Origin of the sequence: Vreelandella aquamarina (genome assembly GCF_900110265.1) — a bacterium.
Taxonomy (GTDB): domain Bacteria; phylum Pseudomonadota; class Gammaproteobacteria; order Pseudomonadales; family Halomonadaceae; genus Vreelandella; species Vreelandella aquamarina.
On the sequence record NZ_FODB01000005.1, the window covers coordinates 65,156 to 90,039 of the forward strand.

The 24,884-nt window shown below is 56.3% G+C and carries 26 protein-coding genes and 1 pseudogene; 19 read left to right on the plus strand and 8 right to left on the minus strand.

Annotated features, from left to right (window positions below; all coding sequences use genetic code 11):
• Positions 1-172 precede the first annotated feature (172 nt).
• The 8 genes from BMY49_RS02485 to urtE all read left to right on the plus strand — a co-directional run bounded on the left by BMY49_RS02485 (position 173) and on the right by urtE (position 9,421).
• Complete coding sequence (locus tag BMY49_RS02485; RefSeq protein ID WP_044629922.1) at positions 173-1,168, plus strand: Bug family tripartite tricarboxylate transporter substrate binding protein; 996 nt, start codon at positions 173-175, stop codon at positions 1,166-1,168.
• Positions 1,169-1,275: 107 nt separating this feature from the next.
• Positions 1,276-1,758, plus strand: coding sequence for a tripartite tricarboxylate transporter TctB family protein (locus tag BMY49_RS02490; protein WP_054644893.1), 483 nt, complete (start codon positions 1,276-1,278; stop codon positions 1,756-1,758).
• Between the two features lie 49 nt (positions 1,759-1,807).
• Positions 1,808-3,307 (plus strand): tripartite tricarboxylate transporter permease, encoded by a 1,500-nt coding sequence (locus tag BMY49_RS02495; RefSeq protein WP_089674713.1) that lies wholly within the window; start codon positions 1,808-1,810, stop codon positions 3,305-3,307.
• 378 nt (positions 3,308-3,685) lie between these two features.
• Positions 3,686-5,038, plus strand: coding sequence for an urea ABC transporter substrate-binding protein (gene urtA / locus BMY49_RS02500; RefSeq protein WP_089674716.1), 1,353 nt, complete (start codon positions 3,686-3,688; stop codon positions 5,036-5,038).
• A gap of 83 nt (positions 5,039-5,121) precedes the next feature.
• The gene (gene urtB, locus BMY49_RS02505) at positions 5,122-6,732 is read left to right on the plus strand and encodes an urea ABC transporter permease subunit UrtB (RefSeq protein WP_089674718.1); all 1,611 of its coding nucleotides are present in this window, start codon (positions 5,122-5,124) and stop codon (positions 6,730-6,732) included.
• Positions 6,733-6,735: 3 nt separating this feature from the next.
• Positions 6,736-7,881, plus strand: coding sequence for an urea ABC transporter permease subunit UrtC (gene urtC, locus BMY49_RS02510; protein ID WP_062359185.1), 1,146 nt, complete (start codon positions 6,736-6,738; stop codon positions 7,879-7,881).
• Positions 7,878-8,714, plus strand: a complete 837-nt coding sequence (urtD, locus tag BMY49_RS02515; RefSeq protein WP_089674720.1) for an urea ABC transporter ATP-binding protein UrtD — start codon at positions 7,878-7,880, stop codon at positions 8,712-8,714. Before urtC ends, urtD begins: the two co-directional genes overlap by 4 nt.
• A complete protein-coding gene (urtE, locus tag BMY49_RS02520; protein ID WP_089674721.1) occupies positions 8,714-9,421 on the plus strand; it encodes an urea ABC transporter ATP-binding subunit UrtE in 708 nt (235 codons plus the stop codon). The genes urtD and urtE overlap by 1 nt, the downstream gene beginning before the upstream one ends.
• Positions 9,422-9,634: 213 nt before the next feature.
• On the opposite strand, the gene BMY49_RS02525 is transcribed toward urtE, so the two are convergent.
• Genes BMY49_RS02525 through BMY49_RS02535 form a run of 3 tightly spaced genes read right to left on the minus strand, consistent with a single transcriptional unit; the run spans position 9,635 to position 12,473 of the window.
• Complete coding sequence (locus BMY49_RS02525) at positions 9,635-10,675, minus strand: DNA cytosine methyltransferase (RefSeq protein WP_089674723.1); 1,041 nt, start codon at positions 10,673-10,675, stop codon at positions 9,635-9,637.
• Positions 10,675-11,388 (minus strand): MAE_28990/MAE_18760 family HEPN-like nuclease, encoded by a 714-nt coding sequence (locus BMY49_RS02530; RefSeq protein WP_089674725.1) that lies wholly within the window; start codon positions 11,386-11,388, stop codon positions 10,675-10,677. Before BMY49_RS02530 ends, BMY49_RS02525 begins: the two co-directional genes overlap by 1 nt.
• Positions 11,385-12,473 (minus strand): DUF262 domain-containing protein, encoded by a 1,089-nt coding sequence (locus BMY49_RS02535; protein ID WP_089674743.1) that lies wholly within the window; start codon positions 12,471-12,473, stop codon positions 11,385-11,387. The genes BMY49_RS02530 and BMY49_RS02535 overlap by 4 nt, the downstream gene beginning before the upstream one ends.
• Before the next feature lie 435 nt (positions 12,474-12,908).
• Between BMY49_RS02535 and BMY49_RS17670 the strand changes: the two are divergent.
• Positions 12,909-13,001, plus strand: a pseudogene (locus BMY49_RS17670) (ABC transporter ATP-binding protein); the annotation flags it as partial.
• A 16-nt stretch (positions 13,002-13,017) separates the two neighbouring features.
• On the opposite strand, the gene BMY49_RS02540 reads toward BMY49_RS17670, so the two are convergent.
• Positions 13,018-13,482, minus strand: a complete 465-nt coding sequence (locus BMY49_RS02540) for an RES family NAD+ phosphorylase (RefSeq protein WP_089674727.1) — start codon at positions 13,480-13,482, stop codon at positions 13,018-13,020.
• A complete protein-coding gene (gene parS, locus BMY49_RS02545; RefSeq protein WP_089674729.1) occupies positions 13,479-13,928 on the minus strand; it encodes a type II RES/Xre toxin-antitoxin system antitoxin in 450 nt (149 codons plus the stop codon). Before parS ends, BMY49_RS02540 begins: the two co-directional genes overlap by 4 nt.
• Positions 13,929-14,190: 262 nt before the next feature.
• On the opposite strand from parS, the gene BMY49_RS02550 reads away from it, so the two are divergent.
• Entirely contained in the window at positions 14,191-15,552 is a 1,362-nt protein-coding gene (locus BMY49_RS02550) for a diguanylate cyclase (protein WP_062359182.1), read from the plus strand.
• Positions 15,553-15,625: 73 nt separating this feature from the next.
• A complete protein-coding gene (locus BMY49_RS02555) occupies positions 15,626-16,126 on the plus strand; it encodes a copper chaperone PCu(A)C (RefSeq protein ID WP_244154896.1) in 501 nt (166 codons plus the stop codon).
• Between the two features lie 17 nt (positions 16,127-16,143).
• On the opposite strand, the gene BMY49_RS17675 is transcribed toward BMY49_RS02555, so the two are convergent.
• Both BMY49_RS17675 and BMY49_RS17680 read right to left on the minus strand, forming a co-directional pair.
• On the minus strand, positions 16,144-16,326 hold the full coding sequence (locus BMY49_RS17675; RefSeq protein ID WP_062375534.1) for a PepSY domain-containing protein: 183 nt from the start codon (positions 16,324-16,326) through the stop codon (positions 16,144-16,146).
• Positions 16,323-16,592 (minus strand): PepSY domain-containing protein, encoded by a 270-nt coding sequence (locus BMY49_RS17680; RefSeq protein WP_062375536.1) that lies wholly within the window; start codon positions 16,590-16,592, stop codon positions 16,323-16,325. The genes BMY49_RS17675 and BMY49_RS17680 overlap by 4 nt, the downstream gene beginning before the upstream one ends.
• A 145-nt stretch (positions 16,593-16,737) precedes the next feature.
• Between BMY49_RS17680 and BMY49_RS02565 the strand changes: the two genes are divergently transcribed.
• From BMY49_RS02565 to BMY49_RS02600, 8 genes are all read left to right on the plus strand, one after another.
• Entirely contained in the window at positions 16,738-17,622 is an 885-nt protein-coding gene (locus BMY49_RS02565; RefSeq protein WP_089674732.1) for an urease accessory protein UreD, read from the plus strand.
• 33 nt (positions 17,623-17,655) lie between these two features.
• Positions 17,656-17,958 (plus strand): urease subunit gamma, encoded by a 303-nt coding sequence (gene ureA / locus BMY49_RS02570; RefSeq protein WP_016915359.1) that lies wholly within the window; start codon positions 17,656-17,658, stop codon positions 17,956-17,958.
• Positions 17,959-17,981: 23 nt separating this feature from the next.
• Positions 17,982-18,290: an urease subunit beta gene (locus tag BMY49_RS02575; RefSeq protein ID WP_089674735.1), complete on the plus strand. Its 309-nt coding sequence runs from the start codon at positions 17,982-17,984 to the stop codon at positions 18,288-18,290.
• Positions 18,291-18,451: 161 nt separating this feature from the next.
• Entirely contained in the window at positions 18,452-20,167 is a 1,716-nt protein-coding gene (ureC, locus tag BMY49_RS02580; RefSeq protein WP_089674737.1) for an urease subunit alpha, read from the plus strand.
• A 291-nt stretch (positions 20,168-20,458) separates the two neighbouring features.
• Positions 20,459-21,010, plus strand: a complete 552-nt coding sequence (ureE, locus tag BMY49_RS02585; RefSeq protein ID WP_089674747.1) for an urease accessory protein UreE — start codon at positions 20,459-20,461, stop codon at positions 21,008-21,010.
• Positions 21,000-21,713: an urease accessory protein UreF gene (locus BMY49_RS02590; RefSeq protein ID WP_089674739.1), complete on the plus strand. Its 714-nt coding sequence runs from the start codon at positions 21,000-21,002 to the stop codon at positions 21,711-21,713. The genes ureE and BMY49_RS02590 overlap by 11 nt, the downstream gene beginning before the upstream one ends.
• Before the next feature lie 26 nt (positions 21,714-21,739).
• A complete protein-coding gene (ureG, locus tag BMY49_RS02595) occupies positions 21,740-22,375 on the plus strand; it encodes an urease accessory protein UreG (protein WP_044630219.1) in 636 nt (211 codons plus the stop codon).
• A gap of 316 nt (positions 22,376-22,691) precedes the next feature.
• Positions 22,692-24,476 carry a methyl-accepting chemotaxis protein gene (locus BMY49_RS02600; protein WP_089674749.1) on the plus strand — a complete coding sequence of 595 codons (1,785 nt, stop codon included), beginning with the start codon at positions 22,692-22,694 and terminating at the stop codon, positions 24,474-24,476.
• Between the two features lie 108 nt (positions 24,477-24,584).
• Here BMY49_RS02600 and BMY49_RS02605 read toward each other — a convergent pair.
• A partial coding sequence (locus BMY49_RS02605; protein ID WP_244154897.1) for a hypothetical protein occupies positions 24,585-24,884 on the minus strand: 300 nt, incomplete at its 5' end.

The following is a 24,884-nucleotide window of genomic DNA, read 5'->3' on the forward strand; positions in this document are numbered from 1 at the left end:
GTCGGGGGTAGCACTCTTCTAACGTTCACGGCGTAACCACACAAAGCTAACCACTCCAGCGCCCGCGCTGCTGGTTAGCCGTGCTTTTGGTTTGTTCGGCGCACACAACAAACCGCGCCCACCAAAACACCGTTTGAACAATAACGCCTGAACAAAAACGTGGAGAACGCCAATGACTACGCTTTCCTTGAAGCGCATCGCCGTGCTGGCCCTGCCGATGGCGGCCCTGGCCATGACGACATCTGCCCAAGCGCAGGAGTGGACGCCGAGCAAGTCCATCGAATTCATCGCCCCCGCCAACCCCGGTGGCGGCTGGGACACCCTGGTACGCACCATGTCCCGCGTGATTCAGCAGGAGTCTCTGGCAGACGAAAGCTTCGCGGCCATCAACGTACCTGGCGGCGGCGGTGTCGTGGCGTGGGCCCAGGTCGCCCGCGATAGCGGCAACCCCCACAAACTGTTTGCCACCAGCCCGCCGATGATTCTGGTACCGCTGGCAGGCGCTTCCCGCTACGACCACACTGACTTCACGCCGATTGCGCGTATCAACACCGACTACTCGATTATTCTGGTCGCGGCGGATTCCGAATACCAAACCCTGGAAGACCTGTTTGAAGCGCTCAAAGCCAACCCCGGCCTGAGTGTGGGCGGCGGCAGTGCGCCAGGCTCCATGGACCACATCTCGATGGCGGGCTTGGCGTCGGCGGCGGGAATGGAGCCCTCGGCAGTGAACTATATCCCGTTCTCTGGCGGCGGCGATGCCATGACCAACCTGATGGGCGGCCACATTGAAGCGGTGATCGGTGGTGCTGGTGAAGCCGTGGGCCAGCTTGGCGAAGGTAGCCAGCTGCGCGCGCTGGGCGTCTCTTCTGAAGAGCGTCTGGGCGGCGGTTTGGCCGAAGTGCCCACCTACCAAGAGCAGGGCTACGACTACACCTTCGATATCTGGCGTGGCGTGATGGGCGCGCCGGAAATGCCGGAAGAAGCGGTGGAGTACTACGAAACGCTATTCGCTGAAATGCTCGAAACCGACGCATGGCGCGAAGCCAGCGACCAGCTGGGCTGGATCGATGCCTACCAGGATAGCGAAACGTTTGGTGCCTTCCTGGATGAGCAGCAAGCGCAGTTCAGCAGCGTGCTGACCGATCTGGGCCTGCTGCGCCAGTAAGCGCCAGCGCCCGTTAGAGATTCCCCGGTGGCGCCACGCCGCTGGGATCTTCTGTCTGTTACCGCGAGGGCCAGCGCATCCGCGTTGGCTCCTTCGGAGAAATCCCAATGACCCGATTGAATACTAACCAGTGGCTAGCGCTTGTACTGGCGCTGGTGGCGGCTGCTTATTTAGCCATGGCTTGGCAAATCCCGACGTTCCCCTTACCGCGTCCGGTGGATTCCGACCTGTTCCCCAAAGTATTGGGCGTGTCTCTGCTGTTGCTGGCGGCGCTGCTGTTTTTTGAAAAGCCGAGCGCTATTGCCGGGGCCGATGAGATCGACCATGAGGCCACCAACGGCCCGCTGCTGTTCACCCCCTGGGCGCGTGTCATTGTGACCTCGTTAGCCATCGCCGCCTATGCGTTTTTGCTGGTGCCGCTGGGCTTTGTCTTGGCTTCCACGCTCTTAAGCGTTGGTTTAACCGCCTACTACGGCTATCGCCGCCACGGCGTCAACCTGGCGGCATCGCTGGGTGTGGTACTGGCCCTTTACCTGACCATGACACGGGTAATGGATGTTTACCTACCCACCGGCGTACTGCCGTTCTAAGCAGGGCGTGCTGACGCACGCTTAGCGGGTTTTAACGCGAGACACTCCCATGGATGCCTTAAACAATCTGATGTATGGCTTTGGCATCGCGCTTGAGCCAATCAATATCGCTTACGTTTTCGCCGGTGTGTTTGCCGGTACCATTATCGGTATGCTGCCAGGCCTAGGGCCGATCAGCGCGCTGGCGCTGATGATTCCGATTACCTTTGCCATGGAGCCCTCCTCCGGTTTGATTCTGATGGCAGGGGTCTATTACGGCGCTATTTTCGGCGGCTCGACCTCATCCATTCTGCTCAACGCCCCCGGCGTGGCGGGCACGGTGGCAACCTCCTTTGACGGCTACCCGATGGCCAAGCAGGGCATGGCGGGTAAGGCACTGGCCATTGCGGCGTATGCCTCCTTTATCGGCGGTACGGTATCGGTGATCTTTTTGATGCTGGTGGCACCGCTGCTCTCCAAAGTGGCGGTAAGCTTTGGCCCTGCTGAGTACTTTGCACTGATGGTGCTGGGCTTAACGGCGGTGGTGTCACTGTCGGATAAATCCTTGGTAAAAGGCCTGATTGCGGCGGTAGTGGGTGTGATGATCTCGATTGTGGGGATCGACACGCAAACCGGTACCGAGCGCTTTACCTTCAACTCGATTCAACTGCTCGACGGTATCGACTTTCTGGTAGTGGCGCTGGGTATCTTCGCCCTGGCGGAAGTGTTCTACATGCTGCTGCGTGGGGGCGGTGGCAAGGAAGCTCCGCGCAATGCCATCGGCTCGCTCAAGCTGAGCGGTAGTGAAGTGAAGAAAATTGCTGGCCCCATCAGCCGCAGCTCGGTACTGGGCTTCTTTACCGGCGTATTGCCGGGGGCGGGCGCCACCATTGGCTCTTTCCTGGGCTATAGCATGGAGAAGCGCCTGGCGAAAGATGGCGACACCTTTGGCCAGGGCAACATTAAGGGCGTGGCCGCCCCGGAAGCGGCGAACAACGCCGCCTGTACCGGCTCTTTCGTGCCGCTTTTAACCCTGGGTGTACCGGGTTCCGGCACTACGGCGGTACTGCTGGGCGCGCTGCTGGTAATGGGCGTCACCCCTGGCCCGATGATGCTGGAGCAACGTCCGGATGTGTTCTGGGGCGTGATTGCCAGTATGTACATCGGCAACATCTTCCTGCTGGTACTGAACCTGCCGCTGATCCCGCTGATCGCTAAAATCCTCGATCTGCCGCGCCCGCTGCTGCTGTCGATGATTTTAATCTTCTGCATGATCGGCGTTTACGGCATGAGCTTCAGCGTCTTCGACCTGCTGCTGCTGTTGGGCTTTGGCCTGTTGGGCTTGGGCATGCGCCTGTTTGGCTTCCCCACCGCGCCGCTGATTCTGGCGCTGATCCTGGGTAACATTATGGAAGAGTCCATGCGCCGGGCGCTGCAGATCTCTGGTGGCGACTGGAGCACCTTTATCGATAAGCCGATTTCGCTCTCTCTGTTGGTGATTGCGATGCTGTCGCTGGGCCTGCCGTTGCTCAAGAAGCGTCGTAATAAAGCGGCCACTGCCGCTAACTAACGCTCAGTGCGGTACCCCCAAAGCGCCCTAGCGTCTGCTAGGGCGCTTTTTTTATGGTGCATCCCCGCCGGTGGTGCAAAGCGCCGTGTTGGTGCATGAATATCGTGCATGCGCGCCGCCGCGTTGCGCCATCTTGGTGCTAAGCCGCCTGAGTTGTGTTTTTTTGTACACGGCTAAGTGATTGATTGTATTTTTAATAGTGGCCTTTGTTCCACATTGGCGCACCCCTTGCAGTGTGTATAGCGACGTGTGAATACGAGTTGTAACTCGCGACCCACGAGTGGACGCACCAAGTGCCCCGTCGCCTCAATAACGACAACGCTTGGTCGCGGTACCCCAAACACGAGCCCTAACCATAAGGGGCGCAAGGAGGTTCAAGTGACCACACTGCAGCGCAAGACACACCCACGTACCCTTAGCCGTTTCGCCACTGCCCTGGTCACCGCCGCTGTGATGGGCGCCAGCGTGCAAGCGGTTGCCCAAGACGACGCCCCCATCAAAGTCGGTATTCTGCACTCGCTCTCCGGCACCATGGCCATCAGTGAATCGACCCTGAAAGACACCGTGGAAATGCTCATCGAGCAGCAGAACGAAGCCGGTGGCCTGCTTGGCCGTCAGCTAGAAGCCGTGGTGGTTGACCCCGCGTCTAACTGGCCGCTGTTTGCCGAGCGCGCCCGCGAGCTGCTGGCCCAGGAAGAAGTGGATGTGATCTTCGGCAACTGGACCTCCGTCTCCCGTAAAGCGGTGCTGCCGGTGGTGGAAGAGCTGAATGGCCTGCTTTTCTACCCGGTGCAGTACGAAGGCGAAGAGTCGTCTGAAAACGTCTTCTACACCGGTGCCGCCCCCAACCAGCAGGCCATTCCTGCCGTTGAGTATTTGATCAACGAAGTCGGTATTGAACGCTTCGCGCTGATCGGCACCGACTACGTCTACCCGCGCACCACCAACCGCATCTTGGAAGCGTTCCTGAAAGATGAGCACGGTGTGGCCGAAGAAGACATCATGGTCAACTACACGCCGTTTGGTCACTCGGACTGGCAGAACATCGTCTCCGAAATCCGCCGCTTTGGCGAAGAGGGCAAGCCCACCGCCGTGATCTCCACCATTAACGGCGATGCCAACGTGCCGTTCTACCGTGAGCTGGCCAACCAGGGGATCGATGCCGCCGACATTCCGGTGATTGCCTTCTCGGTGGGTGAGCAGGAGCTTTCCGGTATCGATACCGCGCCGTTGGTGGGCCACCTGGCCGCCTGGAACTACTTCATGAGCGTGGACACCGACGCCAACTACGACTTTATCGACGCCTGGATCGACTGGACGGGCGATGAAGAAGCGGTCACCAACGACCCCATGGAAGCGCACTACATCGGCTTCAACATGTGGGCCGAAGCGGTGCGTAAAGCGGGTACCACCGACGTGGATACGGTGAAAGACGCGATTATCGGCGTGACCGTGCCGAACCTCTCCGGCGGTTACTCGGCGATGATGCCTAACCACCACATCACCAAGCCGGTGTTGATCGGTGAAGTTCAGGATAACGGTCAGTTCGATATCGTCTGGCAAACGCCCTCTACCGTGGCCGGTGATGCGTGGTCGGATTACCTGCCGGGCTCCCGTGACCTGATCTCTGATTGGCGCAAGCCTATGGAGTGCGGCAACTTTAACGTTGTGAACGGTTCCTGTGGGGGCAGCACCGCAGCAGAAGAAGCCGAAGCAGCGCTCGCCGAGTAACTTTCGTCCCCTACTGTGCCAGCGCAATGGCGCAGTAGGGGAGCACGCTACCTCTCCCATTTGATCACCAAAGGAAGAACCCCATGAGGCGTTTCCTTTCCTTGGGGCTACTGTGCCTGATGCTACTCGGCACCGCCGTGTCGGCGCAGGCACAAAGCAGCTCCTCGACTCCCGATGACCAAGCCGCACTCGCGCTGTTGACCGCGCTGGATGTGGACTCCTACCGCGATAAAGGCGAAGCCATTACCGCTATTCTACAAAGCGACGATGAGCGCGCCCGCGACTGGCTGCAGGCACTGCTGGATGGCCGCCTGCAGCGCACTGACGATGGCCGCTTCGTGCTGGTGCTGGATAATCGCGGCCGTGACTGGCCGGTGGCCGATGCGCTGACTAACGAGCCGCTGGGTGAAATGTCCCGCCGCGACCTGGACCGTATCGGCATCAACAATGCGCTGCGTAACCAGCTACGTAGCGCCATCGCCGTGGTGGACCTCTACTCGCCCAATGTGGAACGCCGCCGTACCTCCGCCGACCGTTTGCTGGGCGAAGTGGACGGCGAGCTGGCCGAAACGCTGGAACCGGTGATTGCTGACGCGGAAGATGAGTACGTTCGCACGCGCTTGGCCCAAGCGGTAGCGATTTATCGCGCCGAGCAGGGCGAGATGGCGGGTGTCGAGGCGCTCACCGGCAGCCTTCACCCGCGTGCTCGCGTGGCGTTAGGCCGTGCGGCTAATAGCGACGACCCTGTTGTTGCCGAGGCAGCAGCCACGGCGCTGGCCGGTATTGAACAGCAGCTCAAAATTAACCGGGGCCTGGAAACGCTCTATTTCGGCTTGAGCTTGGGCTCGGTGCTGGTGCTGGCAGCGATTGGCTTAGCGATTACCTTTGGCGTGATGGGCGTGATCAACATGGCCCATGGCGAGCTGATGATGCTGGGCGCCTACACCACCTGGATGATGCAGCAGCTGCTGCCGGGCCAGCCCGGGCTGGCGCTGATTCTGTCTATCCCCGCAGGCTTTATGGTGGCCGCCCTGGTGGGCATTGCCATTGAGCGGGGTGTGATCCAGTTCCTCAAAGGCCGCCCGCTGGAAACCCTGCTGGCAACCTTCGGTATCAGCCTGATTCTGCAGCAGCTGGTGCGCACGGTGATCTCTCCACTCAACCGCACCGTGGTGACGCCGGAGTGGATGAGCGGCTCGCTGGTCATCAACGACGCGCTGTCGCTCACGCTCAACCGGATGTTCGTGCTGGGCTTTGCGCTGGTGGTGTTCGCTGCGCTGATGCTGATTATGCGCCGTACCCGCTTAGGGCTTGAAGTGCGTGCCGTTACCCAGAACCGCGCTATGGCGCGCTCTATGGGTATTCGCGCCACCCGCGTGGATATCATGACCTTTGCGCTAGGTTCCGGCGTGGCGGGCTTGGCGGGCGTGGCGCTCTCCCAGCTCACCAACGTAGGCCCCAATCTCGGCCAGAACTACATCATCGACTCGTTCATGGTGGTGGTGTTCGGCGGCGTGGGTAATCTGTGGGGCACGCTAGTGGCGGGGCTCTCGCTGGGGGTGATCAACCAGGTGCTGGAACCTTGGGCGGGCGCGGTGCTGGCCAAGATTATCGTGCTGGTCTTCATCATTCTGTTTATTCAAAAACGCCCGCGTGGACTCTTCCCGCAGAAGGGCCGGGCTGCGGAGGGCTAACCCATGATGACGCAAGCAACATCCAGCCAGTTTTGGCTCACCCGCCCGTTCGGTGAGCGGGCCACTCAGACCTTCCTCGGCGTGCTGTTTGCCGCGCTGCTGCTGGTCACCGTGCTGCATCTGGCGGTGCCCCAGGGGCACCCGCTGCATGTGAACGCTTACACCGTTAACCTGTTCGGCAAGTACCTGAGCTACGCGCTGCTCGCGGTGGCGGTAGATTTAGTATGGGGCTACCTGGGCATCTTGAGCCTGGGCCACGGGGCGTTTTTCGCCATTGGCGGCTACGCCATGGGCATGTACCTGATGCGCCAAATCGGTGACCGTGGCACCTACGGTCACCCGGTCCTGCCGGACTTTATGGTGTTCCTCAACTGGGACAGCCTGCCCTGGTACTGGCACGGCTTCGATATGGCCTGGTTCGCCTTTGCCATGGTGCTACTGGCACCGGGGCTGCTGGCGCTGGTGTTCGGCTTCCTGGCGTTCCGTTCGCGGGTGACCGGGGTGTATCTGTCGATTATTACCCAGGCGCTGACGTTTGCCCTGATGCTAGCCTTCTTCCGCAACGAGATGGGTTTTGGCGGCAATAACGGCCTGACCGACTTCCGTGAGCTGCTGGGCTTTAACCTGCGTAGCGATGCCACGCGCTTGGGGCTGTTTATCGCCACCGGCGTAGCGCTGGCGCTGGGCTATATCCTCTGCCGGGCGATTGTGACCAGCAAGCTGGGCCGAGTATGTGTGGCAACCCGGGACGCCGAAGCGCGCACGCGCTTTATTGGCTACCGCGTCGAGCGCTTCCAGCTGTTTGTGTTTGTGGTCTCGGCCATGCTGGCGGGCCTTGCCGGGGCGCTTTATGTGCCGCAAGTAGGAATTATCAACCCCAGCGAGTTCTCGCCGCTGTTCTCGATTGAAATTGTATTGTGGGTGGCGCTGGGTGGCCGGGCCACGCTGTACGGCGCGGTGATCGGCGCTATTTTGGTCAACTACGCCAAAACCATCTTCACCGGCATTATGCCCGACGCCTGGTTGTTCGCTCTGGGCGCGCTATTCGTGCTGGTCACGGTGCTGCTGCCCAAAGGTGTAGCGGGGCTGTTAGGCCACCTAAAACGCCGCAAAGAGGATGATCACCCACCCAAGGAGGCCGCCGCATGAGCCTATTACAATCGCTAAAAGCGCGGGATCGGGTGTTTGATTTTATGGCCACCGAGGCCTCGCCGGTCGACGTGCGCCACGGCCCGATTCTGTATATGGAAGATGTCACCGTCAGCTTTGATGGCTTCAAGGCGATCAATAACCTGAACCTGACCATCGACGACGGCGAGCTGCGCTGCATTATCGGCCCCAACGGGGCCGGTAAAACCACCATGATGGATATCATTACCGGCAAAACCCGCCCCACCGAAGGCAGCGTGTGGTTCGGCAGCCGCCATAACCTGCTGCAGATGAACGAGCCGGAAATCGCTAGCCTCGGCATTGGCCGCAAGTTCCAGAAGCCCACGGTGTTCGAAGCGCTCAGCGTATTCGACAATCTGGAGCTCGCCATGGCCGCCGACAAGCGCATCTTTCCCACGCTGACCGCCCGCATGACCAGCGAGATCAGCGACCGCATCGACGACGTGCTGGAAACCATCGGCCTGACCGCGCTGCGCTTCCAGCCCGCCGGGATTCTCTCCCACGGCCAAAAACAGTGGCTGGAGATTGGCATGCTGCTGATGCAGCGCCCGCGCCTGCTGCTGGTGGACGAGCCGGTGGCCGGGATGACCGAGCAGGAGATGGAGCGCACCGCCGAGCTGCTCACCGGCCTTGCTGGCAAGCAGTCGGTGGTGGTGGTAGAGCACGACATGGGCTTTGTGCGCTCGATTGCGCGCAAAGTAACCGTGCTGCACCAGGGCAGCGTGCTGGCCGAAGGCAGCATGGATCAGGTCTCCAACGACCCCAAAGTGGTCGAGGTGTATCTAGGGTCGGATGAAGAGGAGAGCGCCTGATGCTGGCGATTGAAAAGCTCAACCAGTTCTACGGCGAGAGCCATACGCTGTGGGACTTAGACCTAGACGTGCCCGCCGGGCAGTGCACCTGTGTGATGGGTCGCAACGGGGTGGGTAAAACCACCCTGATGAAAGCCATCATGGGAGAAGTCGCGGTGAAGAGCGGCCAACTGCGCTACCAGGGCAATGATGGCGAGATCGAACTCACCAAAAAAGCCGTGGAAGCGCGCTCGCGACTGGGCATCGGTTTTGTGCCCCAGGGGCGGCAGATCTTCCCGCTGCTCACGGTGGAGGAGAACCTGCGCACTGGACTGGCCGCCCGAGGTGATGGGCTGAAAAAAATCCCCGAGCGCATCTACGAGCTGTTTCCGGTGCTCAAAGAGATGAAGCACCGCCGAGGCGGTGACCTATCCGGCGGGCAACAGCAGCAGCTCGCCATTGGCCGCGCGCTGGTAATCGAACCGAAGCTGCTGATTCTCGATGAGCCAGGGGAGGGCATTCAGCCCAATATCGTCGCCCAAATCGGCCAGGTGATTCGCCAACTGATCAAAGAGGATGGTTTAACGGTGCTGCTGGTCGAGCAAAAGCTGCCCTTCGCCCGCAAATACGCCGACCGCTTCGTGATCATGGACCGCGGCCGCCCGGTGGCCAAAGGCGAGATCAGCGAACTCTCCAACGAGCTGATTAAGCAGCATTTGACGGTTTGATAATTATTATAGCTATATAGGCTTATGTGCTGATCAAGCTCAAAATGAAGAATGCATGGCGGAGGCTTCTCTCCGCCATGCCTATACTAGGAATGTGAGTTGCAGTTTTTATATGATCAATTTTTCTGGAACAGAAAATTTTAAAATGTGCCTTGAAATCGCTAAAGGAAATTTTATGAATGCTATTTATTTGTTTAAATATTACTCCTTTGATTAAGCAGTTCTGACATGCTCAACAAGAGTCTTTCCAATATACTCTCCCAGTACTACAGGAACGGCATTCCCAATTAGGCGTCCAAGATTATTAAAGTTGATACGAGTGCCAGCTGGAGAAAAGGAATACTCTTTAGGAAAACTCTGTAACATGGCAGCTTCTCTTAGGCTGATAGCTCTGTCTTGCTCAGGATGCCCAAACCTTCCATTTCCAAAACCATAGCACTGAGTAGTAATTGTTGGTGCTGGTTCATCCCATTCCATTCGACCGTACACTGATGGGTAAGTCGAGCCACTGTCTCGAACGTGACATGGCGCGCGAAGCTCCTCTGGCCAATCTCTCCATGTTCCTCCAGGCTTGGAATGTCGTATACGTGCCAAATTCAGTTCACTCAATGATGCAGCAGCATGCAATGGGTCTTGAGAATGAGAAGAACCCGCTGAAATTGCAGGAAGATCTGATATAGTTTCTCGGACTGTTTTAGCTGATATATATGTGTCTGGAAGTGTGATGGGCCCTAAAGAAGATGCAACTAAAACCAGGCGTTGACGACTTTGTGGTAAGCCAATTTTTGTGCATTTTACCACTTTAAAATCAACAAAGTAGCCATGCGCAATAAGTTGTGAGACGAAGTTTTTAAAAATTTCCTGATTCCGTAGAGGAGGAACATTCTCCATTGTAACAAGCGTTGGCTTAACCTTGATTGCTAGGTCTGAGAAGGAGGAAAGAAGACCCCAGTCTTTATGCGCTTTATGTTGTTTAGTGGAACGTGAATATGATGAAAATGGTTGGCAGGGCGCACAGCCAGCCATTAAATTAATCTCAGAATTTTTAAATATACTTAGTATTTCTAATGGGGTCAATTGAGATACGTCAGCTTTTATAAAGCGGGTGTTATTGTTTTTTTCAATAGGATAGTGACATGCTGGATCAAGATCGATACCGACGCGCACATCAATGCCTGCTTTTATTAAGCCATGGGTAAGACCTCCAGCGCCACAAAATAAATCTACGGCAGCGATTTTTTTCGTAGAACTCATTACCCTACCTCCTCGTTTGCAAGATAGAGTTTGTTTTCAAGGTAGTTTTGATAAGAAATTGAAACCTCTTTTAAATAAGGTAAAATTCTATTAGCTAGTTGATCAATTTCGTTGAGAGTTAAGTCATATGCTCCTTCCTCAAAAGTAATTGCTCCATGAGCTATTGCATTTCTTCTATTAGCAAGATAAGTCAAAGCTGTTGTATCATTGCGATAGTAGGGCTCATACGCTCCCCTACGGACTTCTCCTGATAAAAAAATTTCGCACTCAAGACGAGAAGCAACTTTTTTTATCGACTTATCGTTCCAACTGCCGGGCTCACCTTTAATGCTGAAGCCTGGAGGGCAATTTCCAGATGCAAGTGTTGCTCCTAATTCAGTTAAACGCTTTAAAGCACCGTCGCCAATTCGATCTTCACCGCTCCAAATCTCAGCACGTACCCATTCGTTTAAGACTTTTTCTTTCCAATTTGCAGGCCTGTCAGCTACGATTGTCTGGCCAACTGTTTCAAGTGTTCTTGTAGTTATTGCCTCAACGATATTATAAAGATGGATTAAGAGTCCTGATTTTAAAGTGTTGACGTGCCTGATCTCAATCGGTTCATCTCCTTCGTCAAGTGATTCATCGACTCGGGATTCAAGCATGCGCGCAATCTTAAGATGGCGATTGAATTCCTCTCTTCGCTCTTCTAAATAGCTTAAAACTTCATTCATTGCTTTACCAACCAATTGCGGACGAGATTTATTCGTCCCAGGAGTTTGCTTTTCACATTGGCTGCGTCTGATTTAGTGACAGACTGAAAATCCTTTGACTCTAAAAAATTGGTCATATCTTTTGCACGTGTCATTACCTTTGGGTCAGAACGCAATGCAAGAGCTGAACCAACAGCAATTGCTTCAAATCTTACCCTTGGAACTTGCGTCCCTGTTGTCGATTTCGTGAAGCCGTTAGGAGATGTCATTTTCACAAAAGAAAGCATCTGGTAAAAATCGTTCCGCATTTTTTCTAACGAGCTGGAAGCGCCATTATTCTCTAACTCTGCTAGAATTCTCGCATTTTCATCTTTTATAAATTTGAAAAAGAAGGTTCTGGGAGATTCCTTATAGGTAGGAATGTCTCCCGAGCCGTCAGCTAAATCAGGCTCAAATCTCTCTAGATAAGCAAAGAACCTTGTAACTAACTCCTCTCGCTCACGTTTTTCGATATGAGCTTTGCTTATAGGGGTTAGGGATATGAATTCGGGGCTATTGGCCAATTCAATGATTAAGTCCATTACTGGGCCAGGCAAACTGCCACGCCTAACCTCAGCGTCATTAGCTGTTGTTCCGCCAGTGTTTATACGGGCAAACATCTCTGTTCTGGTAAGTGCATCAGTCGCATTGTCTAAGATGATGACTCGTATAGGTGTTTCTGCAAATTTAAGTTGCCTTGAAATTGGGAAGTCTGAGTGAAGTAGTCCATTAGCTGCAGGAATAGTTTCAAGGCCTTGCAAGCGAATTTTATTTTCCATAAAGGCTCGAATTGTTCTTAATCGCTGTGAGCCGTCTACAATTTCCATCCGACCATTTTCATCTTGCCAAAAGAAAACAAAAGGAATTGGAAGCCCCATGAGTACAGACTCTATGAATTTAGATTGAACGGCGGGAGACCAAATCAGATTTCGTTGATATTCAGGGACATAGTACCGTTCTTGCTTTAATTTCTGAACAATGAATTCAAAAGAATATTCCGTGACCGTAAATTTTACAGTGCGAGAGTAATCTTTTATCTGCTTTTCAGCTTCTTCAATCTGAATCATGTCTGGTTGTTTTTTTTGACTGTTAGTCATAGTGATCCTCAAGTCATAAAGTTGATTGAAGTTTATAGAGCCATGTTTTAGCTCCAGAAGTTTAATAGCCAGTAATTAACAAAAAATAGTTAAATAGAAATGCTTTAAGAAGGGTGATGTAAAGTTTTTTGCGTCACTTCGTTAATAAGTTAAATATTTTTTTCTATTTATGACTGAGATTGCCATGTAATAGTCCATCGTAAGGACATAGTGATACGAACCGTTTTAGGGTTAACATTCTATCATGAAACTTGTCCTTGCAAGAAGATGCAGTCGTGGTGGAGTACATCTAGTGCTGGCATGCATTTTATATATTTATCTTATTGATTGGTAAGAGTTTTTTAAATATGTGCTGCGGCTGATGGATGCGATAGAAATAAAATTAAGCGTTGTGCTGAAATGGGTCGCATCGTGATCATGGGCCGCGGACGCCCAGTGGCCAAAGGCGAGATCAGCGAGCTCTCTAACGAGCTGATTAAGCAGCATTTGACGGTTTAAGTTATCCACACCCGGTTTACAGCCGTGTATCGGGTTGGAAGGGCAGTTCCTCGGCGCTGGCAATGGCTTGCTCGAATAAAGGGTGGGCCGGGTTGAGCATGTAATTAAGCTCTCTCGGCACCACCACGCTGGGCAGGGCCAGCGCCAAACTCTGGCCGGAGGCTAGCCAGCCATCGCCTAAATCAGCCGTTTCCGCAGGCGCTGGCGCTTCCTGCCAGTGATCTGGTAGGTCGTCTACGCCAACGCTTAAAATACTCTCTGCGGGCAGCGTCAGGCGCAGCAGTGCATAGGCGTTGAGCAGCCGATAGCTTTCCAGATGCACCATGATTTCCAGCAGCGCCAACGACTCTGAGCTCGCCACATACACACAGGCATTGCCTGGGCTGTTCCAACGCCCGCCGTAAAGCCGTGCGCCCTCGCCATCAAACGCTGTCTCCTGAAACTTGCGCTTCACCAGCCGGTAAGCGGTGACCTCGCTCATACCGAGACCCCGTGCTCCAACCGTCCAATCAGGTTTAGTACCGTTTGGTACTCTGCTGAGGTAGCGCTCATTTCGACAGGGCGACGCCCGCCTAGCCCGGCATTGGGTTTGAGCAGCCAGGCACGGGCACCCTCCGCGTCGCCCTCGAACAGGTCCAGCGCCGCCTTGAACAACTCGGCAAAGCGATATAACCGGTCGCTTTCCGCCATCTTGAAGCGGCCTGACTTGGCACGGCGGCTCAGCGTGGCAGAAGGGATATCCACATAGCGTGCCAGCGCTTTCTGCTCAATACCTGACACCTTGGCAAGCTTGGGGTAAACACGATATTCGACGCCTGCATGTAGCAGCTCATGCAGCTTCCGGCCGCGAGCAGGCAAGCCGATCTGCTGCCAGAATCCGGAAGCGAGCGCTTTGGGTGGCTGGTATTGCGTGAAGTGGATATCCATGGCCTTATCCTCGTTTGATACTTTTAAAGAATATCAATTGGTATACGTGGTGCCTGCTTCACCGTCAAGCGACATGGCTAGTTAAATATTTTTATAAAAATATGCTTTATTAGCAATAATGAATTATGCGCGCTCACTTTACCCGCTCTTATTAAAACATCAAAAAGGCGGGCTTTTTGCTTAAAACCCTGCGCTGAGTAGGTTTTGGCGCTGCGTTTTATGTGTAATATGGCGGGTTTCAACAATAACCATCGGGTGGGATATGCGTTATAAAGACAAACATCAGCTCGCTGCCGAGTGGCAGTCACTCCTGGAGCGCACGCCTTTGGCGCTACGCCAAGCGGTGGAGACACTGGTGGAATCCCGCCGCGATATCTTTGCCGATCATTTCTATCAAGTGATGCTGGAAGACCCCCACGCGTCGCTGTTTCTCTCCAATGAGCAGGTGAAAAACCGGCTTCACCCCTCCATGCAGCGCTGGCTCAGCGCTATGTTTGCCGTCGAGCACGCCGATTTCGAATCCCTGGTCGAGCAGCAGGAAAAAGTCGGCCAGGTGCATGCGCGTATCGATATCCCGGTGAACTTGGTACTTAATGGCGCACGGCAGCTAAAGCAGGCGCTTTATGAGCACATTAACAGCACCTTTAGCGCTGAACTCTCTTCCGGTGATGCAGCGGTTTACGTGTCTGATCATATTGATATGGCCATGGAAATAATGAGCCATGCCTATTCAGTGGCGAATAATCGTAATACCCGTATGGAAGAAGCCTATAAGCTGTTCTCTTTAACCCAGAGCATCGGCGATGAGCGCGAGCGACAGCGCTCCGCACTGCTCGATTGGGAGAACGCACTGATGTTTGCCGTGGCTGCGCAGCAGGCAACGACGGCTTTACCCCGATTAGCCAGCTCCGAGTTTGGGCTTTGGTATCACCATAAAGCGTGCCACGCCTTTGAGGGCGCGCCGGAAATTACCACCATTTCACAGCATGTTCGTCGCGTGGACGAGGAGTGGCTCGCCCAGCTAGGCGACTCAGACAGCCAGCGTCGCCTGACTGCGTTGAGCAGCATTCGCGATGCGGCTCGCACGATCTTGATGCTGTTGGATGACGTTCTGGATCGCGCCTCGGGGCTCGAAGCAGGCCGCGATAGCCTGACGCGTCTGCTCAATCGCAAGTTCCTCTCGGTGGTGCTGAGCCGTGAAATAGAGATCGCCCGGCATTCGGAAAAGTGTTTTGCGCTGCTCATGGTGGATATTGATCACTTCAAATCAATTAATGACACCCATGGCCATGATGCTGGCGATAACGTACTGCAGCAGGTGGCCAGAATTCTTGACCGCTCGACCCGAGGTGGCGACTACGTGTTTCGTATGGGCGGTGAAGAGTTTCTGATTGTGCTGGTGGATACGGATCAAGACGGCAGCCGACTGTTTGCCGAACGGCTGCGCCACGCGGTGGCCAAAGAGCCGATGTTAGCCGCTGCCGATACGCTATTGAACGTCACGGTGAGCGTCGGGGTTACGCTTCATGATGGCCACCCAGACTACCAACGCTCGATGCAGCGCGCCGACCAAGCGCTGTACCAGGCGAAACGCAGTGGTCGCGACCGAGTGGTTGTCTGCTAGTAACGGATTGATTGGGGAGAGAATCATGTTTCCGCAGCGCATAATGCCGTCAAAGGTTGTGTGGCTACTAACGATGCTGTTAATAAGCGCACCGCTATCGGCCGCCCATCATGGTGGTGCCCGCCAGGAAGGTATGGCGGGGCAGGCATCCTCTATTGAGGTTGCCCACCCCTGGGCACGCGCCACTCCGCCGGGGGCCGGAGCGGGCGGTGGCTTTGTCACCCTTACCAATCACGGCGATGGCGATGACATGCTGCTGGGGGCGACCAGCCCGATCACCGAGCGTGTCGAGATTCATATTATGGAGATGGACGGCGATGTGATGCGCATGGCACCCCTGCCCGGTGGCATTGAGCTACCGGCGGGCGAGAGCGTGACGCTAGCGCCGGGCGGTTTACACTTGATGTTGATGGAACTGGGTTCTCCCATCGTTGAGGGTGAACCTGTCCCTGTGACGCTTGAATTCCAGCACGCCGAGCCGATGGAGATCGAACTTCAGGTGCTGCCAGTGGGTGCCTCTCCGGAAGGGAGCCACCATGAAGGTGCCCATGATCATGGGCACGCGGCGCACTAAGTCGGCCTACCGTCCTGTTAGCCTTGGCGAGCGGGGCGACGCTTCCACCATATCACGCCTGCGGCCACGCACATCACGATGATGGCGATGCATACCGCCAGCAGGAAGAGCTGATTGGTAAGCCCAAACTCCTGCCCCAAGTGAACGTTAATCCCAAACTCCAGCCAGCGGCCTAGCGGGCCATAGTCGGCGTAGCTCATATCGAGCAGCGGCTCACCACGCCGCCCCTGCCGTTGCGCGGCCACCAGAGATAAATGCCGGTGGCGACTAACAAAATCGACCAGCCCGCGGCAATCTCAATCAGCTTGCGCGGGGTTTGCCCGAAGAACTTGAAGCTATGCAGGTAGCGAACGGTCCACATCACCGTTCCCCGGTCATCCAGCGAACCAAGCACCTCAGCCGTATAGGGATTGACGTACACGGCCAGCCGTTCGCCGGTTAGGTGCAATGTGATGGCTATATGCACATATTTGGTGCATTGGAGGGCTGGGCAAGAGGGTTGAGGCTCAAAAAAAGGTCTTTATGACGGTAAAAAAGCGCCTTTCACCATTTTGGCGCATTCTTTGCATTTATAAGGCAATGATGAATCCACAAGGAAGCGACAGCGCCCCATGATGTTGAGCGAACTTGCCCCACCCGCTGCTGGTTCCGGCCACCGCTTTGACGCCGAGCGCCGCTGGGCCGCCTCGCTGGCCTTGCGCTTTGCCAACCGCGACGACGTGACAAGGCTAATTCAGGCGCGCCACCAAGGGCCGTTACGGGTACAGCGCCCCTTCTACCCGGAAGGCAGCCAGGAAGCGTGCCACATTTACGTGCTGCACCCGCCCGGCGGGCTCGTGAGCGGTGATGCGCTGACCATCCGCGCCCATGTAGAGCGCGGTGCCCATGCGCTGCTCACCACGCCCGCTGCCAATAAGCTCTACAAAGCCGACAGCCAAGGCGTGGCCTGGACGCAGCACACCGAGCTGACGGTAGAAGAGGGCGGCACCTTAGAGTGGCTACCCCAGGAAACCATCGCGTTTAACGGCTCAAAGGGTACTCAGCGCACCCATATTGCGCTGCAGGGTAATGCCCGCTGCCTAGGCTGGGAAGTGATGGCGCTCGGACGCCCGGCCAGCGATCTGCCCTATGTCACGGGGCGCATCGAACAGCACTTTCGCTTAACCCTGGATGGCAAGCCGCTGTGGCTTGAACGCCAGCCGCTGGACCCCGCACACCCACGCTTTGCGGGCCGCTGGGGGCAGGGCGGCGCCACGGTGCAGGCCACGCTCTGGGCGGTGGGTATTGACGATGCCGCTGTGGCTATTGAAGCACTGCGCGAAGCGCTGCCGGATAACCCCCGCTGGGCGGTAACCGTGCGCCACGGCGTACTGCTGATGCGCTATCTAGGCACATCCCGTAACGAAGCCTGGGCCCTGTGTGAACACGCCTGGCAGCTACTACGGCCGCGCTGGATCGGGCGCGAAGCGCATACGCCGCGCATTTGGCTAACTTAATTGGCAACACGCTGATAACGCTGGAGACACTCCATGGAACTGACCCCACGAGACAAAGACAAGCTGATGCTGTTTACCGCCGCCCAGCTTGCCGAGCGCCGCAAAGCGCGTGGTTTAAAACTGAACTACCCCGAAGCGGTAGCGCTGATCAGCTTTGAGATTATGGAAGGCGCGCGAGATGGCCGCAGCGTGGCGGATTTAATGAGCTACGGCCGCGAAATCCTCACCCGAGACGACGTGATGGAAGGCGTGGCGGAGATGGTCGATGAAGTACAGGTGGAAGCCACCTTCCCCGACGGCACCAAGCTGGTCACCGTTCACACGCCGATCAACTAATCATCCACCGTTAGGAGAGCGCCATGATTCCAGGACAGTATCAGTTACAAGAGGGTGATATCGAGCTGTGCGCGGGTCGCGAGCGTATCACCGTGGAGGTGGCCAACACCGGCGACCGGCCCATTCAGCTTGGCTCCCACTACCACTTTGCCGAAGCCAACCCCGCGCTGGTGTTTGACCGCGATAAAACCCGTGGCTACCGCCTGGACGTCGCCGCCGGAACCGCTATCCGTTTCGAACCCGGCCAAACCCGCGAAGTCACGCTGATTCCGTTTGTCGGCAAGCGGGAAATCTACGGCTTCCGTGGCGATGTGATGGGGCCGCTCGATTAGCCAACGGATTAATAAAGAACAACCGACGGTAGGGCGGGCATCGGTTGGGTGACTGTCTGCGCCATGGATGGCGCAGTCAAGCTTACAGGGATGTATTCACAGCGTGTCACACAGACGATGGCCGCCCAGCACTGGACTCAACGCTTGAGGCAGAGGCAAATATGAAACCGGTAAACAAAATCAGTCGGCAAGCCTACGCCGATATGTACGGCCCCACCGTAGGCGACCGCGTGCGCCTGGGCGACACCGAGCTATGGATTCAAGTCGAAAAAGACGCCACCCACTACGGTGAAGAAGTGAAGTTCGGCGGCGGTAAAGTTATCCGCGATGGCATGGGCCAAAGCCAGCGCCAAGATGCCACGGTGATGGACACCGTGATCACCAATGCGCTGATTCTCGACTGGTGGGGCATCGTCAAAGCCGATGTAGGTCTGCAAAACGGCCGCATCGCCGCCATTGGTAAAGCAGGCAACCCCGATACCCAGCCGGATGTGGAGATCGTTATTGGCCCCGGCACCGAAGTGATTGCTGGCGAAGGCAAAATCCTCACCGCAGGCGGCATCGACGCCCACATCCACTTTATCTGCCCCCAGCAGGTGGAAGAAGCGCTGATGAGCGGTGTTACCACCATGCTGGGCGGCGGCACCGGCCCTGCTACCGGCTCCAACGCCACCACCTGCACCCCCGGCGAGTGGCACATTGGCAAGATGCTTCAAGCGGTGGACGACCTGCCCATGAACATCGGTCTGCTCGGCAAAGGCAACGCCAGCCTGCCAGAAGGGCTCGAAGCACAGCTGGAAGCGGGCGCGATGGGTCTCAAACTGCATGAGGACTGGGGCACCACCCCCGCCTCGATTGATACCTGCTTAAGCGTGGCGGAAAAGTACGATGTGCAGATCGCCATTCACACCGACACGCTCAACGAATCCGGCTTCGTGGAAGACACCCTGGCGGCGTTTAAAGAGCGCGGCATTCACACCTACCACACCGAAGGCGCAGGCGGCGGCCACGCCCCGGATATCCTCACCGCCTGCTCCAAAGAGTACGTGCTGCCGTCCTCCACCAACCCCACGCGGCCCTACACGGTGAACACCATCGACGAGCATCTCGACATGCTCATGGTCTGCCACCACCTGGATCCCAATATTCCCGAAGACGTGGCCTTTGCCGATTCGCGTATTCGTCGTGAAACCATCGCCGCCGAGGATATTTTGCACGACCTGGGCGTGATCTCGATGATCGCCTCTGACTCCCAGGCCATGGGCCGCGTGGGCGAAGTGGTCTGCCGCACTTGGCAAACCGCCCATAAGATGAAAGTGCAGCGCGGCCTGTTGCCGGAAGATGAAGCGCTGGGGGCCGATAACCTGCGTGCTAAACGCTATATCGCCAAGTACACCATCAACCCCGCCATTACCCACGGCATCGCCCATGAAGTAGGCTCCATTGAAGTGGGCAAACTGGCCGATTTGGTGCTGTGGAAGCCGGCCTTCTTCGGCGTCAAACCGGCGCTGGTTTTGAAAGGCGGCATGATTGCCGGTGCGCCCATGGGCGATCCCAACGCCTCCATCCCCACGCCGCAGCCGGTGCACTACCGCCCCATGTTCGGCACCTTTGGCCGCGCCGCCAGCCAGACACGGCTCAACTTTGTCAGCCAAGCGGCGATTGACGCGGGCATCAAAGAGCGCCTGGGACTACAAAGCACGCTTTCTGCCTGTAAAAACGTGCGCGGCGTGCGTAAAAAAGACATGAAGCTCAACGATGCCTGCCCAGAACTCACCGTCGACCCGCAAACCTACGAAGTGCGCTGCGACGGCGAACTGCTCACCTGCGAGCCCGCGACCGAGCTACCGCTGGCGCAGCGGTATCACTTGTTTTGATTGAGTTGTTGCCCGGGGCGCCGGGGGTAGGCCTACGAGAGGGCGCTGTAAATACCTCCCTGTACGCTACTTTTGCCATCCATGGCAAAAGACCCTCTCTACGGCCTACCCCCGGCTCAGCCTTCATGGATCGAGAAAGGATGAGAGCATCATGCTGAAATTAATTGAGCGTGCCTTCGGTACCCTTCGCCCGCTGAAGCGGCCTCCCACAGAGGTTGCTGGCTCCATGGCTTCAAGCTGGAGAGTGAGACACAGAATATGACGAACAACTCTTTCAACGGGACGGTAGTAATGTTGAAACTGATTGAACGCCTCGGCCCCATAGATGAGGGCACCGCCAGCGACACGCTGACACTGCCCTTTGAGCTACGCATTCGTGGCCGCTTAAAAGCCGAAAGCGACAGCGGCCAGCCGCTGGGGCTGTTTCTGGATCGCGGCCCCGTGCTGCGCGATGGCGAAGGCTTGAAAGCCGAAAATGGCGAGATCGTGCGCATTTGCGCCGCCATTGAACCCGTGGTGACCGCGCGAGTGAGTACTGGCTTACCGCTGGCCCGGCTGGCTTACCACCTCGGCAACCGCCATGTACAGCTGGCGCTGGGTGAAGATGCTAAAGGTGGCTGGGTACGCTTCCCGCCCGACCACGTTCTCGAAGAGCTGGCTGAGCTGCTGGGCGCGACGCTCGAGCACCACAACGCCACCTTCGACCCCGAACCGGGCGCCTACAACCAAGTGGGCGGTGGACATTCGCACAGCCATTCGCACGGTCATTCACACAGCCACGGTCATGCTCACTCCCACGACCACGACCACGACCACGCGCATGAGCACCACCATGCCCACTGAACAGCCCTCAGACCTCGCCCTGCTAGGGCTGATGCAGCTCGTCAGCCCCGCACTGCCCATTGGGGCCTTCGCCTTTTCCCAAGGGCTAGAGAGCGCTTTTGAACTAGGCTGGGTGAGTGATGAGCCAAGCCTGTCTCAGTGGCTATCCGGCGTGCTGGAAGATGGCATAAGCTGCTGTGAGCTGCCGCTGATCGAGCGGCTATATCGTGCTTTCGAGCAGCAGGATGGCACTGCGGTGTCAAAGTGGGACGACTGGCTGGCCGCTACCCGTGAAACCGCTGAACTGGCTGCTGAAGACAGCCGCCTGGGCGCCTCGCTGAAGCGGCTGCTGGGCAGCCTCGACCTATTACCCAAAAATGAAGGGCTGCCTAGTGAAGACTCACTTACGCCCTTGCTACCGGTACAGGCAGGCTATGTGACCCTATTTGCCTGGGCGGCCTACCAGCGCGGCATCCCTGTGCGTCAAGCGCAGCTCGGCTTTGGCTGGGCGTGGCTGGAAAATCAACTCGCGGTGGCTTGTAAAGCGCTGCCGCTGGGGCACACCGCTGCTCAGCGCATTATCGAGCAGTTACGTGGCGAACTGGTGAATGCCGTCGAGAAGGCCCAGCGGCTAGACGATGACGAGCTTGGCCCTGCGCTGCCCGGCTTGGCGCTGGCCAGCGCCCTACACGAAACCCAATATTCCCGTTTGTTTAGAAGCTAACGAGCGTTGTTATTTAGGAGAAAACCATGACTCACTGTTTACGCGTTGGCGTGGGTGGCCCGGTCGGTTCAGGTAAAACCGCCCTGCTCAAGCAGCTCTGCACCGCGCTGCGAGACCACTATGACATTGCCGTTGTCACCAACGATATCTATACCCGCGAAGACGCCGATTTCCTGCTCAAGCACGATGCGCTGCCAGCGGATCGCATCTTGGGCGTAGAAACTGGCGGCTGCCCGCACACGGCGATTCGGGAAGATGCTTCGATGAACCTAGCGGCGATTGATGAGCTACACGCCCGTCATCCCAAGCTGGAGCTAGTGCTGGTCGAGTCTGGCGGCGATAACCTTTCCGCCACGTTTAGCCCCGAGCTTTCTGATTTAACGCTCTACGTGATCGACGTGTCGGCAGGCGACAAAATTCCCCGCAAAGGCGGTCCCGGCATCACCAAATCCGACCTGCTGATTATCAACAAAATCGATATTGCCGAGCAGGTCCACGCCTCACTGGAAGTGATGGAGCGCGACTCGAAAAAGATGCGCGGTGAGCGCCCGTTCGTGTTCACCAACCTCTACGATGGCGTCGGGCTTGAAGAGATCATCCGCTTTATTCTCGATAAAGGCATGCTGGACGAGCGTCGCCCAAGGGCCGCTGTAACACATTAAATGGAAGTGGGTATAGGTATAATTAGCAGATATAAAAAACTGCCCAGCTTTGATGGTATGAAAGGCTGGGCAGTTGCAGTTGTTTAGGTGAGATCCTGCCAAAACGGGCCATCCCTGGCCACCACATTTCTACAATGAACTGATAGGCTGTTGATATCCTTAACTCATGTTATGTAAAGGTGTTTTGTAGCTTGAATTTATTGTTCATAAAGCAAAAAATCATGAGAAGTGACTAAAGTTGACACACTTTTTGCCGATAACAAAGCACCGATTACAACGCATATCCCCCACTTGATGAGGATAGAACTCGAACATGATGGCTACTTCTGAGAAGAGAAGTCGTTGGGCCTTGGGTTTGCAGACCAAGGTGCTGATGCTGGTATTACTCCCCTTACTGTTGGTCACCGTTGTCTTGGTCTGCTTTGAAGCCTATAGCAATGTCAAGGACTCCCGCGAAGCGTTAGCGGCACAGCGTGAGTTGTTGATTGAAGAGCGTCGTGCCTCGGTGCGCAATATCGTGCAGATGGCAACAACGGCTATTGCCCCGATTTATGAAAACGCCGGTGCCAATGACCGTGAAGCGAAGGAGCGCGCTGCCGAAATGCTGCGCTCCATGCGCTTTGAAGGCGAAAACTATATTTTCGTATATGAGTACGATGGTACTAACATCGTATTGCCTCACTCTCCGGAGCGTGAAGGTCAAAACCTGAGAGACCTGCAAGCACCTGATGGCACCTATATCGTGCGGGATTTCATCCGAGTTGGCCAAGATGGCGGTGGTTTTTACGAATACCCGTGGGAATACCCCGGTACCAATGAGTCTGAGCCCAAGCACTCCTACATTGATCGTTTAGAAAAATGGGGCTGGATTGTAGGCGCTGGTGTGTATGTAACAGATGTTGATGAAGCAATGGCCGAGTTAGAGGCTGCTGCCGCTGCCGACCTACGAAATACGATTATATCCGCGACGCTGCTAGGCGCTGCACTATTTGCAGCTATTGCTCTGCTGGCCTTTGGCTTTGTGCGTCGTATTGTCGGTCCGATAAAGCGCACCGCTGATGCGATGGGGGATATTGCGCAAGGCCGTGGCGACCTGACCCGCCGTCTCTCGGTCGAGAGCAACGACGAAGTGGGCAACTTAGCCGTGCAGTTCAACGCCTTTGCCAGCCGCATGCAGGATACTCTGCGCGACGTACGCCGCAGCACGGTCAGCGTTTATCACTCTGCTGGCGAAATCTCGCGTAGCTCCGAGGAGCTGTCTACTCGCACCGAGCAGGCGGCGGCCAATCTTCAAGAGACATCGGCCTCCATGGAGGAGATTACCTCCACCGTGAACCACAGTGCTGACAATGCCCAACAGGCCAACAAGCTGGTGCAGTCCACTGCGGAAGTGGCCCACCAGGGTGAAGAGGCCATGGGGCAGGTAGAAAACACGATGCGCGATATCAACGACTCGGCTACGCGCATCAGTGAAATCATCACCATGATTGATGCGATTGCCTTCCAGACCAACATTCTGGCGCTAAACGCCTCGGTGGAAGCTGCCCGTGCGGGTGAGCATGGCCGTGGCTTTGCGGTGGTTGCTCAAGAAGTACGCACCCTGGCCAGCCGCTCCAGTAATGCCTCTAAAGAGATCCGCGCGCTGATCGATACCTCCGTTCAGCACACCCACACTGGCGCCGAGCTGGTGCGTAATGCCGGTGCCACCATGCGCGAGATCGTTGAGAGCGTATCAAAAGTTACCGATGTGATCGGTGAAATCAGCGCCGGCGCCAAAGAGCAGAGCAGTGGTATTGGCCAGATCAACACCGCCGTAGCCGAAATGGATACCATGACCCAGCAGAACGCGGCCATGGTGCAAGAGTCCACCACGGCCGCTGCGGATATGCGCCGCCACGCTGAGCACCTTAATGAGCTAGTCAACTCCTTCGTATTAGGGGAAGACGACTCACAAAGCCAGACAACACCCCAGTTGAATGACCAGACGCGCCAAGCGCTGCCTGCCAGCCGGTCCGGGACCAGCCAAGAGCTCAAGCGCCCGGCACTCTCCTCTAAGCCTGCACCCACTAAAGCTGGTGGAGACGACTGGGAAGAGTTTTAAGTTATGAGGTGATATCAATCAAAAGGGGCTTGCCAAACGGCAAGCCCTTTTTTTCTTTCTACTAGTGGCGCTGTTTAGCGTAAGCGTTCATTCCACGACGTAGTTGACCTACTTCACGTCACGCAGAGGCCTTAATAACTCCGGCGAGACCTTGTACTGTTTGGGGCCGTCCTCGGCCAGAACAATCACACTCTTGCGGTTGATCTTGGTGACGATCCCCAACACCGGGCCTTCCCGGCCCTCGAAGGTTACTTTCAGGCCCACCCGCAACTGACTCAGTGCCTGCAGATTTTCCTGATCCCTCAGTTCGTCGATGCGCCGGCAGACGTATTGATTCAATTCCAGCAACTGGTCGATGCTCATGTCCTCAATGCGCATGAACGGTGGCCTCCGGCTGTTTGCTCTGTC